Source organism: Streptomyces sp. NPDC039480, from assembly GCF_055597165.1.
The window spans coordinates 74,861-88,522 of sequence record NZ_JBVITX010000021.1 but is presented as its reverse complement, the minus strand read 5'-3'; the positions used below and the strand labels follow the sequence as shown (position 1 = coordinate 88,522).

General features: G+C 70.9%; 12 protein-coding genes and 1 riboswitch. Of the genes, 10 read left to right on the top strand and 2 right to left on the bottom strand.

What is annotated here, in order from left to right; all coding sequences use genetic code 11:
* Positions 1-25: 25 nt before the first annotated feature.
* A complete protein-coding gene (locus ACZ56E_RS40005; RefSeq protein WP_471221891.1) occupies positions 26-2,362 on the bottom strand; it encodes a chitinase C-terminal domain-containing protein in 2,337 nt (778 codons plus the stop codon).
* 283 nt (positions 2,363-2,645) lie between these two features.
* Positions 2,646-2,776: riboswitch (FMN riboswitch) on the top strand.
* 211 nt (positions 2,777-2,987) lie between these two features.
* On the opposite strand from ACZ56E_RS40005, the gene ribD reads away from it, so the two are divergent.
* The 10 genes from ribD (at position 2,988) to ACZ56E_RS39955 (ending at position 11,469) form a co-directional block, all read left to right on the top strand.
* Entirely contained in the window at positions 2,988-4,043 is a 1,056-nt protein-coding gene (ribD, locus tag ACZ56E_RS40000; RefSeq protein ID WP_471221908.1) for a bifunctional diaminohydroxyphosphoribosylaminopyrimidine deaminase/5-amino-6-(5-phosphoribosylamino)uracil reductase RibD, read from the top strand.
* A 1-nt stretch (position 4,044) separates the two neighbouring features.
* Positions 4,045-4,665 (top strand): riboflavin synthase, encoded by a 621-nt coding sequence (locus ACZ56E_RS39995; RefSeq protein WP_398312267.1) that lies wholly within the window; start codon positions 4,045-4,047, stop codon positions 4,663-4,665.
* A 56-nt stretch (positions 4,666-4,721) separates the two neighbouring features.
* Complete coding sequence (locus ACZ56E_RS39990) at positions 4,722-5,309, top strand: nicotinamide mononucleotide transporter family protein (protein ID WP_468613065.1); 588 nt, start codon at positions 4,722-4,724, stop codon at positions 5,307-5,309.
* Positions 5,306-6,604 carry a bifunctional 3,4-dihydroxy-2-butanone-4-phosphate synthase/GTP cyclohydrolase II gene (locus ACZ56E_RS39985; protein WP_471221890.1) on the top strand — a complete coding sequence of 433 codons (1,299 nt, stop codon included), beginning with the start codon at positions 5,306-5,308 and terminating at the stop codon, positions 6,602-6,604. Before ACZ56E_RS39990 ends, ACZ56E_RS39985 begins: the two co-directional genes overlap by 4 nt.
* A 34-nt stretch (positions 6,605-6,638) precedes the next feature.
* Positions 6,639-7,124: a 6,7-dimethyl-8-ribityllumazine synthase gene (ribH, locus tag ACZ56E_RS39980; RefSeq protein ID WP_362994831.1), complete on the top strand. Its 486-nt coding sequence runs from the start codon at positions 6,639-6,641 to the stop codon at positions 7,122-7,124.
* A gap of 35 nt (positions 7,125-7,159) precedes the next feature.
* Positions 7,160-7,432: a phosphoribosyl-ATP diphosphatase gene (locus ACZ56E_RS39975; RefSeq protein WP_030951748.1), complete on the top strand. Its 273-nt coding sequence runs from the start codon at positions 7,160-7,162 to the stop codon at positions 7,430-7,432.
* A 66-nt stretch (positions 7,433-7,498) separates the two neighbouring features.
* Complete coding sequence (hisG, locus tag ACZ56E_RS39970) at positions 7,499-8,347, top strand: ATP phosphoribosyltransferase (protein WP_398312276.1); 849 nt, start codon at positions 7,499-7,501, stop codon at positions 8,345-8,347.
* 32 nt (positions 8,348-8,379) lie between these two features.
* Entirely contained in the window at positions 8,380-8,829 is a 450-nt protein-coding gene (locus ACZ56E_RS39965; protein WP_471221889.1) for a PH domain-containing protein, read from the top strand.
* A 205-nt stretch (positions 8,830-9,034) separates the two neighbouring features.
* Positions 9,035-10,378, top strand: a complete 1,344-nt coding sequence (locus tag ACZ56E_RS39960) for a hemolysin family protein (RefSeq protein WP_471221888.1) — start codon at positions 9,035-9,037, stop codon at positions 10,376-10,378.
* The gene (locus tag ACZ56E_RS39955) at positions 10,375-11,469 is read left to right on the top strand and encodes a hemolysin family protein (protein ID WP_471221887.1); all 1,095 of its coding nucleotides are present in this window, start codon (positions 10,375-10,377) and stop codon (positions 11,467-11,469) included. The genes ACZ56E_RS39960 and ACZ56E_RS39955 overlap by 4 nt, the downstream gene beginning before the upstream one ends.
* 36 nt (positions 11,470-11,505) lie before the next feature.
* On the opposite strand, the gene ACZ56E_RS39950 is transcribed toward ACZ56E_RS39955, so the two are convergent.
* Positions 11,506-13,461 (bottom strand): AAA family ATPase, encoded by a 1,956-nt coding sequence (locus ACZ56E_RS39950; RefSeq protein WP_471221886.1) that lies wholly within the window; start codon positions 13,459-13,461, stop codon positions 11,506-11,508.
* Between the last annotated feature and the right edge of the window lie 201 nt (positions 13,462-13,662).

Sequence of the window (13,662 nt, the reverse complement as noted above, 5' to 3'; positions counted from 1 at the left end):
CCACGGGCGTGAGCACGCACGACGGTCAGCAGGCGCCGAGATCCTGCCAAACGCCCCACTGGCCGCCGGCGCCGGGCTCATCGCCCTTCGTCCACCACTTGGCCTTCCACGTGTGGGACTTGTGGGACACGCTGGTCCCGCTGCCGTACTCGGCGGACGAACTCCACGCGGGCGCCGTGCACTTGCCCGGCGTCGGCGGGTCCGTCGGGCCCGGCGGGTCGGTCGGTCCGGTGCCGCCGCCCGGCTCGACGAGCGTGGTGCCGCGCGCCAGGTCACCGGCGAGCGCGTACGTCGTGCCGCTGATGTTCACCGTCCAGTTCCACGGCGTGGAGACCGGCAGGTAGTAGTTGAAGGACAGGTCCACGGAGGCGCCGGGCGCGAGCGACTGCCAGGCCGGGAGCTTCAGCGAGACCCGGTGGAAGTCGCCCTTCAGGCCGCCGGCGTTGCTGCCCGTGTGGTCGCTGCTGATCACCTTCGTACCGAAACCGGACTGGTCGGAGGCGTTGCCAGGGGCTGCGGTGGAGTAGTCGAACTGGAACTCCGTGCCGCCCGGCAGTGCCGTCTTCGTGTTGTTGGTGATCTTCACCTTGGGCGTGATCGGGTAGTTCGAGTCGCCCAGCTTGAAGTCCCCGAAGTCCACGCCGATGTCGACGGCCTTGGTGGGCAGCTCCTTGTTCGAGACCTTCGCGCCGTACGGCTTCGCGGCCTTGAACTTGTCGTACATCAGCGAGGTCAGCGTGTCGCCGATCTCGTACTGGCCCTTGGCCGCGTTCCAGTCGTAGTCGCCGGCCATCTCCCAGACCATCGTGCCGCCGATGCCCCGGTCGACCACGTAGTCGGCCTTCTTCGCCACCGACTCCTCGTCCTCTGTGGACAGGAAGACCTTCTTGTCCGCGTTCCACAGCCAGGGCGCGACCAGCGAGGAGCTGTACTTGCGGGCGTAGGTGCCGGTGAGCCTGGTGTCGGCGGGGAAGCCGTACTTGGTGACGTAGTCGCCGACGATCCCCTTCTCCAGGTTCTTGGCGTGCCACATCGGGTTGGAGCCCGCGGGGGACTCCTTGCCGTTGTCGTCCTTGTCGTGCCAGAGGTTGTCGATGCCGACGGCGCCGTCACCGCACTTGGTCAGGCCGGATCCTGCCGGACAGCTGGTGGCCGCGGCCTTGCCCCACAGTCCGTCGGTGCCGCCCTGCACGTTCTTGTGGCCGCGGGTGTAGTACGGCAGGCCGATGTTGATGCGCCCGGCGGGCATCGAGCCGCGGAAGTAGTGGTAGGCCCAGTCGGTGTTCAGATAGCCGATGCCGCCGTACTGCTGGCTTCCGTAGACGTTCGCCGCCGCCAGCTCCGCGTCCTTGCCGTCGTCGAAGAGCGCGGCGTTCGGGCCGACGTACTCGTTCCAGGCGCCGTGCAGGTCGTACGACATGATGTTGACGTAGTCCAGGTACTTCTGGACCTGGAAGGTCTCCATGCCGCGCAGCAGATAGCCGGAGGAGGGGGCCGCCACGGTCAGCATGTAGTGCTTGCCGTCGGCCGCGCCCGCCTTGTCGAGCTTCTCGCGCAGGGACTTCATCAGCGCCGCGTAGCCCTTGACGAGGCCGCCGCGCCGGGCGTTGGAGATGGAGTAGTCGAGCGGGTTGCCCGCGTCCTTCATCGTGGTCGGGTACTCGTAGTCGATGTCGACGCCGTTGAAGCCGTACTTCTTTATGAAGGCGACCGCCGAGTCCGCGAACGTGTCGATGCCGGCGTGGTTCACCGAGCCGTCGGCGTTGGTGGCCATCGAGTAGAAGCCGCCGGAGTTCACGCGCTTGCCGTCGTCCCCGAAGTAGCCGCCGGTCTCCGCCCAGCCGCCCACCGATATGAGCGTCTTGACGTTCGGGTGCTTCTTCTTGAACTTGTTGAGCTGGTTGAAGTGGCCCTTGTAGGGCAGCGCCGGGTCCATCTCGGCGCCCGCGACGCCCGGCCAGGTCATGCCGGTGGCGGGGTTCGTGTCGCTGTCGGAGCCGACGGAGAGCTTGTTGCCCTTGTCGACGTGCCCGAAGGCGTAGTTGATGTGGGTGACCTTCTCCCAGGGGATGTCCGAGGCGAGGTAGGCGGGCTCACCGTTCTTGCCGGTGCGCCAGCCCGTGAAGTAGCCGATGACGCGCCGCTGGTGGTCGGCGCCCATCTTCTCGCGGCCCTCGCTGTCGTAGACGGAGCAGTAGGGCACGTCGACGCCGGGCGTCTTGTAGAGGCCGTCGGGGCGGCAGGACGCGTCGTCGGCGGCCGCGGCCGGGGTGGCCCCGCCGGAGACGAGGCTGATCAGCAGGCCGGCGACGGCCGCGCCGGACGCGAGCAGCGTGGGTCTCGCGCGGATGAGGGACGGCAAGGGGACCTCCTGGGGGCGGTCGGCACGCGGGTGCGGGGCAGAGACGGGGCGGAACAACACAACTGGCACAGATGTGAATCGTTCTGGGGCCCCGGTGTGCGCACACCGTCGGCTCCGGCTCCTCGGAGGTGACGCAGAGATTAAGAGGACTAGACCAGTGCGTCAATAGGTCTGGACCAAGTTGGTTGAACATGATGTTGAACGGTGATGTTGTGAGCCAGCCCACAGTGAGTCACCCGTATGGCCCGCAACCAGCCATGGCACACTGGCCTCGTACCAGAAGCAGCGCACTCCGGGGTCGGTGTAATTCCGAACCGGCGGTTACAGTCCGCGACCCGGCCACCTCCAGTGGCCGGTTGACCAGGTGAAATTCCTGGACCGACGGTGAAAGTCCGGATGGGAGGCAGTGCGCGGCGGGCGGGCATCCATGCACGCCGCCGTAATGGCTTGTTCCTGGCCTCGGTCAGGGACGGTTCCTGGGTTTTCCCGGGGACAGGTGTCATCCGGCGCAGGCGTTCCCTGGATGTCGTTGTCCGTCCTTTCTGTCGTCATCGACAGGCCCCGGAGTCCGTGCCCGAAGAGGCAGGAGGACCCGGTGGCCACCGCCACAGCCGAAGCAGCCGCCATGCGGCGCGCCATCACGCTGGCCGCCCGCGGCCTCGGCTCCACCAGCCCCAACCCCGTCGTCGGCTGCGTCGTCCTCGATGCCTCCGGCGAGCCCGTCGGCGAGGGCTGGCACCAGCGCGCCGGCGGCCCGCACGCCGAGGTCCACGCCCTGCGCGCGGCGGGCGACAGGGCCCGTGGCGGCACCGCCGTCGTCACCCTCGAACCCTGCAACCACACCGGCCGCACCGGACCCTGCGCCCAGGCCCTCATCGACGCCGGGATCGCCCGCGTCGTCTACGCGGTCGGCGACCCCAACCCTGCCGCGACCGGTGGCGCGCACACCCTGCGCGCGGCCGGGATCGCGGTGGAGCAGGGTCTGTTGGAGCCCGAGGCCGCCGAGGTCAACGCCGCCTGGCTGACCTCCGTGCGCCTCGGCCGCCCCCACGTCACCTGGAAGTACGCCGCCACGCTCGACGGCCGCATCGCCGCCGCCGACGGCACCAGCCGCTGGATCACTTCCGCCGAATCCCGTGCCGACGTGCACCGGCTGCGCGCCGAGTGCGACGCCGTCGTCGTCGGCTCCGGCACCCAGCGCGCCGACGACCCGCACCTCGCCGCCCGCGGCATCGACGGCGGCGTGCAGCCGCTGCGGGTCGTCGTCGACACGAACGGCACCGCCGTCACGCCGGGCGCCCGCGTCCTGGACGACGCGGCGCCCACCCTGATCGCCGTCGCCGACGACGTACAGCCGCAGCTCGCGGTGGACACCGTCCGGCTCCCGCGCACGGAGGGCGGGTTGGACATCCAAACCCTCCTGGACGTGCTCCACGCGCGTGGCGTGCGGTCCGTCCTCCTCGAAGGCGGCCCGACACTCGCGGGCGCCTTCATCGCCGCCGGCGCCGTCGACCGGGTCGTCGGCTATCTGGCCCCCGTCCTGCTCGGCGCCGGGCCCGCCGCCCTGACCGGCGGCGGAATCACCACGATCACCGAAGCGTTGCGGCTCGACGTGAGCGAGACCGTCCGTATCGGCCCCGACCTGCGCATCACCGCGACCCTCGTAGCGAAGGAGCACTGAAGTGTTCACCGGAATCGTCGAAGAGCTGGGCGAGATCACCGCCGTCGAGAACCTCCCCGACGCCTCCCGCTTCCGTCTGCGCGGCCCCGTGGTCACCGAGGGCGCCAAGCACGGCGACTCCATCGCCGTCAACGGAGTCTGTCTGACGGTCGTGGAGCACGAGGGCGACGAGTTCACCGCCGACGTCATGGCGGAGACCCTGAACCGCTCCAGCCTCGGCGCGCTCACGGTCGGCTCCCGCGTCAACCTGGAGCGCCCCACCGCGGTCGGCGCGCGCCTCGGCGGACACATCGTGCAGGGCCACGTCGACGGAACCGGCGAGATCGTCGAGCGCAAGCCGTCCGACAACTGGGAGATCGTCAAGGTCTCGCTCCCCGCCGGCCTCTCCCGCTACGTCGTCGAGAAGGGCTCCATCACCGTCGACGGCGTCAGCCTCACCGTGGTCGACGCGGGCCCCGACCACTTCACCATCAGCCTCATCCCCACCACTCTCGCGCTGACCACGCTCGGCATCAAGCAGCCCGGCGACCCGGTCAACCTCGAGGTCGACGTCATCGCCAAGTACGTCGAGCGCCTGCTCGGCGACCGCGTTCAAGTGCCCGCTCAGGAGGCCACCAAGTGAACTGGCTCAACTCCGAAGCCTTCACGGCCTTCGACCAGCACATCCTGTGGTCGGACATGATCGGCAACACCGTCGGCCTCATCGCCCTCGCGCTCGGCTGGCGGCGCTCCATATGGACCTGGCCCGCCCAGTTCCTCTCCGGCGTCATCCTCGTCGCCGCGTACGCCTCCGCGCAGCTCTCCGGCGGCGTCGGCAAGCAGCTCCTCGTCATCGGCGTCGCGCTGTGGGGCTGGCGGCAGTGGACCCGCGGCAGGCAGCAGGCGCAGGACGGCTCCATCGCCATCCGGTTCGCCACCTGGCGGGAGCGGGGGATCCTGCTCGCGGGCACCGCGGTCGGCACCCTCGCGGTCGGCGCCCTGTTCAGCGCCGTCCCCTCGCTGTCCTGGAACCCCTGGCCCGACGCGTACATCTTCGTCGGCACGCTCGCCGCGATGGTCGCCCAGGCCCGCGGACTCGTCGAGTTCTGGTTCGCCTGGCTGCTCGTCGACGTGGTCGGCGTGCCGCTCGCCTTCAGCAGCGGCCTCGCCTTCTCCGGACTCGTCTACGTCGTCTACCTCGCCCTCGTCCTCTGGGGCATGCGCGACTGGTGGCTGCGCTCCCGCGCGGCCGCCTCGCAGCCCGTCATGGAAGGAGCCCCGGCATGACTGTGGCACCGGTCTGGCACAGCACCGCCAGCAACGAAGACCCCCTGGACCTCTCCCTCGACCCCGTCGAGCAGGCCGTCCGCGACATCGCGGCGGGCCGCCCCGTCGTGGTCGTCGACGACGAGGACCGCGAGAACGAGGGCGACCTCGTCGTCGCCGCCGAGAAGGCCACCCCCGAGATCGTCGCCTTCATGATGAGCGAGTGCCGCGGCCTGATCTGCGCGCCCATGGAGGCCGACGAACTCGACCGGCTCCGGCTCCCGCAGATGGTCGAGCACAACACCGAGTCGATGAGCACCGCCTTCACCGTCTCCGTCGACGCGGCCGCCGCGCACGGCGTCACCACCGGCATCTCCGCCGCCGACCGCGCCACCACGCTGCAGCTCCTGGCGAGCGGCGGTGCCGTGCCCGACGACTTCGTGCGCCCCGGGCACATCTTCCCGCTGCGCGCCAAGTCCGGCGGTGTGCTCGCCCGCGACGGCCACACCGAGGCCGCCGTCGACCTCGCCCGCCTCGCGGGACTGCGCCCCGCCGGGGCCATCGTGGAGATCGCGGGCGAGGACGGGAAGATGCTCCGGCTGCCCGAGCTCGTCCCCTTCGCCCGCAAGCACGGCCTGACGATCATCTCCATCGAGGACCTCATCGCCTACCGCCGCTCCTCGGAGCCCACCGTCCGCCGCGAGGCCGAGGTCAGCCTGCCCACCGCCTTCGGCGACTTCACGGCGTACGGCTACCGCTCCACCGTCGACGGCGTCGAACACGTCGCCCTCGTCCACGGCGACATCGGCGACGGCGAGGACGTCCTCGCCCGCCTCCACTCCGAATGCCTCACCGGCGACGTCTTCCACTCCATGCGCTGCGACTGCGGCCCGCAGCTGGAGGCGTCCATGCGGCGCATCACGGAAGAGGGGCGCGGCGTCGTGGTCTATCTGCGCGGCCACGAGGGACGCGGCATCGGCCTGCTCTCCAAGCTGCGCGCGTACGCCCTCCAGGAACAGGGCAGCGACACCCTCGACGCCAACCTGGAGCTCGGCCTGCCCGCCGACGCCAGGGACTACGGCGCGGGCGCGCAGATTCTGCGCGACCTCGGGGTACGCGGTGTCCGGCTGATGACGAACAACCCCGACAAGACCGACGCGGTCCTGCGGCACGGCCTGAAGGTCACCGGGCGCGAGCCCATGCCCGTCGAGGCCGGCGAACACAATCTTCGGTACCTGCGCACCAAGCGGGACCGGATGGGGCACGACCTGCCCTGGCTGGACGCCACCGAAGTGTCCGCCTGCGGAAACCAGTAGATCCAGTACGTCCCGTGAGTCAGAGGAGAAGCGCGTGAGCGGCAAGGGTGCACCCGAACTGAGCGTGAAGAACTGCGGCGACCTGCGGGTCGCGGTGATCGCCGCGCAGTGGCACGAGAAGGTCATGGACGGCCTCGTCGACGGCGCCCTGCGCGCCCTGAACGAACTCGGCATCAGCGAGCCGACGGTGCTGCGCGTGCCCGGCAGCTTCGAGCTGCCCGTCGTCGCCAAGGTCCTCGCCGGGCGCGGCTACGACGCGATCGTCGCGCTCGGCGTCGTCATCCGCGGCGGCACCCCGCACTTCGAGTACGTGTGCCAGGGCGTCACCCAGGGCCTCACCCAGGTCTCCGTGGACACCGGAGTCCCGATCGGCTTCGGCGTGCTGACCTGCGACACCGAGGAGCAGGCCCTGGACCGCGCGGGCATCGAGGGCTCCCGCGAGGACAAGGGCCACGAAGCGGTCACCGCCGCCGTGGCCACCGCGACCACGCTGCGCACCGTCTCCGAACCCTGGCGCTGAGGGGGACCGCCCGGCCGCGTAGAGTGGCGACCATCATGTCCAAGAAGACTTTCGAGGAGCTCTTCACCGAGCTCCAGCACAAGGCCGCCAACGGCGACCCCGCGACCTCCCGCACCGCCGAGCTGGTCGACAAGGGCGTCCATGCCATCGGCAAGAAGGTCGTCGAGGAGGCCGCCGAGGTCTGGATGGCCGCCGAGTACGAGGGCAAGGAAGCCGCCGCCGAGGAGATCTCGCAGCTCCTGTACCACGTGCAGGTGATGATGGTCGCCCGCGGCATCTCCCTCGACGACGTCTACGCCCACCTCTGAGCCGCACCGGCGACTCATCCCCGTATCAATCGATTCGCATCAACCGACACCAAGGAAGCTGACCTCATGCTGCGCATTGCCGTCCCCAACAAGGGTTCACTGTCCGGACCTGCGTCGGCGATGCTCCATGAGGCCGGCTACCAGCAGCGCAAGGAGTCGAAGGAGCTCGTCCTCGTCGACCCCGACAACGAGGTCGAGTTCTTCTACCTGCGCCCCAAGGACATCGCGATCTACGTCTCGGCGGGCCGGCTCGACATCGGCATCACCGGCGAGGACCTGCTGATCGACTCCGGCGCCGACGCCGAGGCGATCCTGCCGCTCGGCTTCGCCCGCTCCACCTTCCGCTTCGCCGCGAAGCCGGGCACGGCGAGCGACATCAAGGACCTCGCGGGCAAGACCGTCGCGACCTCCTACGAGGGCATCGTCGCCAAGCACCTCGCCGAGCAGGGCGTCGCCGCCTCCGTCGTCCACCTGGACGGCGCCGTCGAGACCGCCATCGAGCTGGGCGTCGCCCAGGTCATCGCGGACGTCGTGGAGACCGGCACCTCCCTGCGCAACGCCGGCCTGGAGGTCTTCGGCGACCCGATCATGAAGTCCGAGGCGGTCGTCATCCGCCGTACCGGCGCCGACACCGACGACCCCAAGGTGCAGCAGTTCCTGCGCCGCCTCCAGGGCGTCCTCGTCGCCAGGTCGTACGTGATGATGGACTACGACTGCCGCGCCGAGCACCTGGAGCAGGCCGTCGCCCTCACCCCGGGCCTGGAGTCGCCGACCATCTCCCCGCTGCACAACGAAGGCTGGGTGGCCGTGCGCTCCATGGTCCCCGCCAAGGAGGCCCAGCGGATCATGGACGACCTGTACGCCATCGGCGCCCGGGCCATCCTGACCACGGCCATCCACGCCTGCCGCCTCTGACCGGCCCCCGACCCGGCAGGAGCACCCGCCGCATGTCCGAAAGCCCCGCCCTCCCCGCGCTGCCCGTCACCTTCCGGCCGACGCGGACCCGGGCCGTCCTGCTCACCGCGGGCGCCACGATCTTCGTGGTGATCACGGTGATCGCCTTCCTGCTGCCCAAGCTCAGCCCGGGGGAGCGGACCAGCTTCGTCTTCACCGGCGCGCTCCTCTTCGGCGTGCTCGTGCTGCTCAGCAGGCCCAAGGTCGTCGCCGACGAGTCCGGCGTGACCGTCGTCAACATCGCGACGAGCCGCCGTCTGGTGTGGGCCGAGATCGTGCAGGTCAACCTCCGCCCCGGCGACCCGTGGGTGTTCCTCAACCTCAGCGACGGCACCAGCCTGCCCGCCCTGGGCATCCAGCCGGGCATCGGCAGGCAGCAGGCCGTCACCGACGCCCGCAGCCTCCGCGCCCTCGCCGAGGCCCGCACGGCTCGCGAGTCCTAGGCTCTGGACGTTCCGCGCCCGGTCTTGATTAATCTGTTGGCGGGGCGTGCGTGAGTGCCGCCCCGCTCCTGACGGGCCCGCCCGGCTCGCAGGGGCTCCTGCTATCCGAGGAGTGACTCCCTCCGGCGATGGACGGATCGTCCTGTAGTACCTGCGCCGCCCCCTCCCGACATACCGGGACCGGCACGACCGGAGAGGCGGCGGCATGACAGTGCCCCTGCTGCTTCTCGGGGCGGCATTCCTGCTGATTCTCGCCAACGGCTTCTTCGTGGCGGCCGAGTTCGGCCTCGTCACCGTCGAGCGGCCGGACGCGGAGAAGGCCGCGGCCGACGGCGACCGAAGGGCCGCCACGGTCGTCAGCGCCCTCAAGGAGCTGTCCTTCCAGCTCTCCGGCACCCAGCTCGGCATCACCATCACCTCGCTCGTCGTCGGCATGCTCGCCGAACCGGCCCTCGCGCATCTGCTCGCGGGCCCGTTCACGGCGGTCGGCGTCCCTGAAGGTGCCGTGGGCGGTGTCTCCGTAGTGGTCGGCATGCTGCTCGCCTCCGCCGTACAGATGGTGATCGGCGAGCTGGTGCCCAAGAACTGGGCGGTGTCCAGGCCGCTGCAGGTCGCGCGGTTCGTCGCCGGCCCGCAGCACGTGTTCGCACGGCTCTTCCGGCCCGTGATCGCCCTCCTGAACGCCGTGGCCAACCGGCTGGTGCGCGCCCTCGGCGTCGAGCCCGCCGAAGAGCTGGCCTCCGCCCGCACCCCCGGCGAACTGGTCTCCCTGGCCCGGCACTCGGCGCAAGCCGGTGCCCTGGAGCAGGACACCGCCGACCTGTTCGTCCGCACCCTCTCCCTCGGCGAGCTGACCGCGCAGCACGTCATGACGCCCCGCGTGAAGGTCAGCGCGCTGCAGTCGTCGGCGACCGCCGAGGACGTGGTGAACCTGACCCGTGCCACCGGCCTGTCCCGCTTCCCGGTCTACAGCGAGCGGATCGACGAGGTCGTCGGCATGGTGCACCTCAAGGACGCCCTCGCCGTCGCCGCCCACGAGCGCCTCAGGACGCCCGTGCGGCGCATCGCGCGGCCCCCGCTGCTCGTCCCCGAGACACTGCCCGTGCAGCCCCTCCTGGAGCGGCTGCGCAGCGAGCAGCCCATCGCCGTCGTCGTCGACGAGTACGGCGGCACGGCGGGTGTCGTCACCCTGGAGGACATCGTCGAGGAACTCGTCGGTGAGGTCCGCGACGAGCACGACCTCCTCGACCTGCCCGAGCTCTGCGTGGCACCCGCCGAGGACGGCAGGCCCACGTGGGACGCCGACGGCAGCTGCCGCGTCGACACGCTCCAGCGCATCGGACTCGCCGTGCCCGAGGGCCCGTACGAGACCGTCGCCGGCCTCGTCGCGGATCTGCTCGGCCGCATCCCGGCCCCCGGCGACCGGGCCGAACTCCCGGGCTGGCGGCTCTCGGTCCGCCAGGTCGGCCACTACCGCGCCGAGCGGGTCAGGATCGCAAGAACGGCGGGCACCCCCGTCGCCGCAGCCCCCGCGGAGGCCCTGCGATGAGCATGCTGCAACTCCTCTTCGCCCTTCTGCTCGTGCTCGCCAACGGCTTCTTCGTGGGCGCCGAGTTCGCGCTCGTGTCCGTGCGCCGCAGCCAGATCGAGCCCCTGGACACCAAGCGGTCCCGGCAGGTCCTGTACGGCCTGGAGCATCTGCCGCAGATGATGGCGGCCGCCCAGTTCGGCATCACCGTCTGCTCGCTGACGCTCGGCGCGGTCGCCGAGCCGACCGTCGCCCACCTCCTGGAACCGGTCTTCGAGGCGGTCCACCTGCCCGAGGGCATGATCCACCCCCTCGGCTACGTGATCGCGCTCGCCGTCGTCGTCTTCCTCCACCTCGTCATCGGCGAGATGGTCCCGAAGAACCTCGCGATGGCCGCCCCCGAGAAGACCGCCCTCTGGTTCAGCCCCGGCCTGGTCGCCTTCGCGCGGCTCTGCCGGCCGGTGACCGCGGCGCTCGGGGCGTGCTCCCGGGTCGTCCTGCGGCTCTTCGGAGTGGAGCCCAAGGACGAGGTCGAGGCGGTGTTCACCAGCGTGCAGCTGGGCCGCCTCGTGGAGGACTCCGGCCAGGCGGGCCTCCTCGACCCCGTCGAGCAGGAGCGCCTCGAGGACGCCCTGGAGCTGGGCTCGCGCCCGGTCACCGACGTCCTGCTCGACCGGGCGTCCCTGGTGACCGTGGGCCCCTCGGTCACCCCGGCCCGCGTCATCGAGCTCACCGGACGCACCGGCTACTCCCGCTTCCCGGTCCGCGCGGAGAACGGCGCCTTCATGGGCTACCTCCACGTGAAGGACGTACTGGATCTGGAGGACACCGACCGCGCCGTGCCGCAGCAGGTCTGGCGCCCGATGACGACCCTGCGGTCCGAACTGCCGCTGGACGACGCCCTGACCGTGATGCGCCGCGCCGCGACGCATCTGGCGCAGGTCGCCGACGCGTCCGGCAAGGTGCTCGGCCTGGTCGCCCTGGAGGACGTCCTGGAAATGCTGGTCGGCGAGGTCCGTGACCCGGCGCACCGGGTCACGGTGCAGCGGACGCCGCCGGAGGACGCCGGGGACGCCAGGGACTCCGCGCTCGCCGGCAGCCGCGTGGGCTGAGCTTCACGGATCGCTTGAGGGGCGCCCCGGGGATGGTCAGATCCCCGGGGCGTCTTGCGGTCCCCGCCCCGAAAGCACTTCTCCGTAGGCCTGCATCAGGTCGGGCAGCCGCAGGGTCGACAGGTCGTCGCGCCCCGGTTCGCCGGGGTAGCCGGAGAGCCGCAGGTCGCGGTAGGCGCAGCTCTTCTCGTACAGCGTGCGCAGGAAGCGGCCGTTGCCGAGCTCGTCGATCCAGGCCTGGTCGACGACGTGCCCGCTGATGGAGCGCAGCTCTTCGAGCGCCTCCTCGTCCCACACGTCTCCGTTGTCGGCCGCGAGGACCTCGCCGATGGCGGTGAGTTCGAGCGGGCGGTACGACGGGAAGTCGACGCGGGTCGTGAAGCGCGAGGACAGGCCGGGGTTGGCCGCCAGGAGCCGGTCCATGCCCTCCGGGTAGCCGGCGAGGATGACGACGAGGTGGTCGCGGTTGTCCTCGGCGCGCTTGAGGAGGACCTGCAAGGCCTCGTCTCCGTAGGCATCGCCCTTGCCGTAGCCGGAGTTCGAGAGGGAGTAGGCCTCGTCCACGAAGAGGACGCCGCCGATCGCCGAGTCGATCAGTTCGTTGGCCTTCACGGCGGTCTGGCCCAGGTACTCGCCGACCAGGTCGGCGCGCTGCGCCTCCACCAGGTGGTCGCCGCCGAGGAGGCCGAGCGCGTAGAAGACCCGGCCGAGGATGCGGGCCACGGTGGTCTTGCCGGTGCCCGAGGGGCCGGAGAAGACGAAGTGTCGTTTCGGCGGCTGCACCGGCAGGCCCTGCGCGGCCCGCAGCCGCGCCATGTTCAGCTGCGCGGAGAGCGCCTTGACCTGCCGCTTCACCGGTTCCAGACCCACCATGCCCTCCAGCTCGGAGAGGGCGGCCTCCAGGAGGGCGGGGTCGGTGGGGCCCGGGGGCAGCTGCGCGGGGCCCGCCTTGATGGGGATGATCGCCTTCTCGCGGACGGCGTCGGCCTCGGAGGGATTCGAGGAGCCGGTGGGGCCTGCGGGCCCAGGGGGACCGCCGGGGCCACCGGGGCCGGTGGGGCCGCCGGTGGTCGAGGAGCCGCCGCCCGACGGCGGATCGGGGTCGGTGACCTTCACGTCACGCCCCTCCGTACCGAAGAGCACGTCGATGCCGTCCGGCCCCTCCAGCACGTCCTGCCCCGCCCCGGTCAGGCTGATCGCGGCGGCGAGGTCGGCCGCCTCGTCGTACCCGTCGCCCTCGGAGATCGCCGCGAGCCGCGCCGAGGTGTCCATGAAGGAGGCGTCGACCCGGTGCACCGCGCGGTACAGCGGCAGGGCCGCCGCCGAGCGTCCCGTGCCCTCGTGCGCGCGGGCCAGCCAGTAGCGCAGCTCCTTGCGCTGCGGCTGTTCGCTGCGGCAGCGCATGAGGGCTGCGGACAGCAGCGGCTCCGCCTGGCCGTACGTCTCCAGGCGGACCCGGGCCATGCCGCCGAAGAGCCCGGCCTCGATGCCCAGCATCGGGTCGTCGATCAGCGGGTCCGTGTGGCGCACCAACTGCTCCCAGTCCTTGACCAGATAGGAGCGGCAGGCGTGCAGGAAGCGAACCTGCGGGTCCGCGTCGACGGGTGGCAGGCCCGCCAACGCCCGGTCGAGCTCCGGGACATGGCGGCCGTCGAGCCAGTGCGAGGCGTGGGCGAGGAGCAGGTCACGGGTGCTCTCCAGGACGGGCTGCACCCACCAGCCCAGCCAGTACCAGGAGTTGAGGGCGCGCGCGTGCCGGGTGCGCTGCTCCCCGAAACGGTCCCGGTGCTGGAACATCCGCAGCAGCGCCGTCGTCGTGTCGATGCGCAGCGCGTGCAGCCCGAGCCAGCCGTCGGCCATCCCGGGATCCATCCGCACCGCCGTCCGGAATTCCTCCTCCGCCTGCGGATAGGCGCCCATGGTGTAGGCGTCGACGCCCCTCAGCCAGGCGAGGTCGGCCGGAGCGGGTGAGCCCATCGCGTCGAAGTCCATCAGGTCCCCCACAAACCGTGCCCCCGTTTGCGTACCGCCGGACCGGTGCCCGCCGGCGACTGCGCTGAACCACCGCGCTGAACCACTGCCTGAACCACTGTGCTGCGGACGGGAGTTGGTTCGATGCGCAGAGCAGCCGTCCGAAAAGGCGCACCGAGATGCATCGTACCTGCGGGGGAGCGGTGGGCCGTAGGGTGCCGC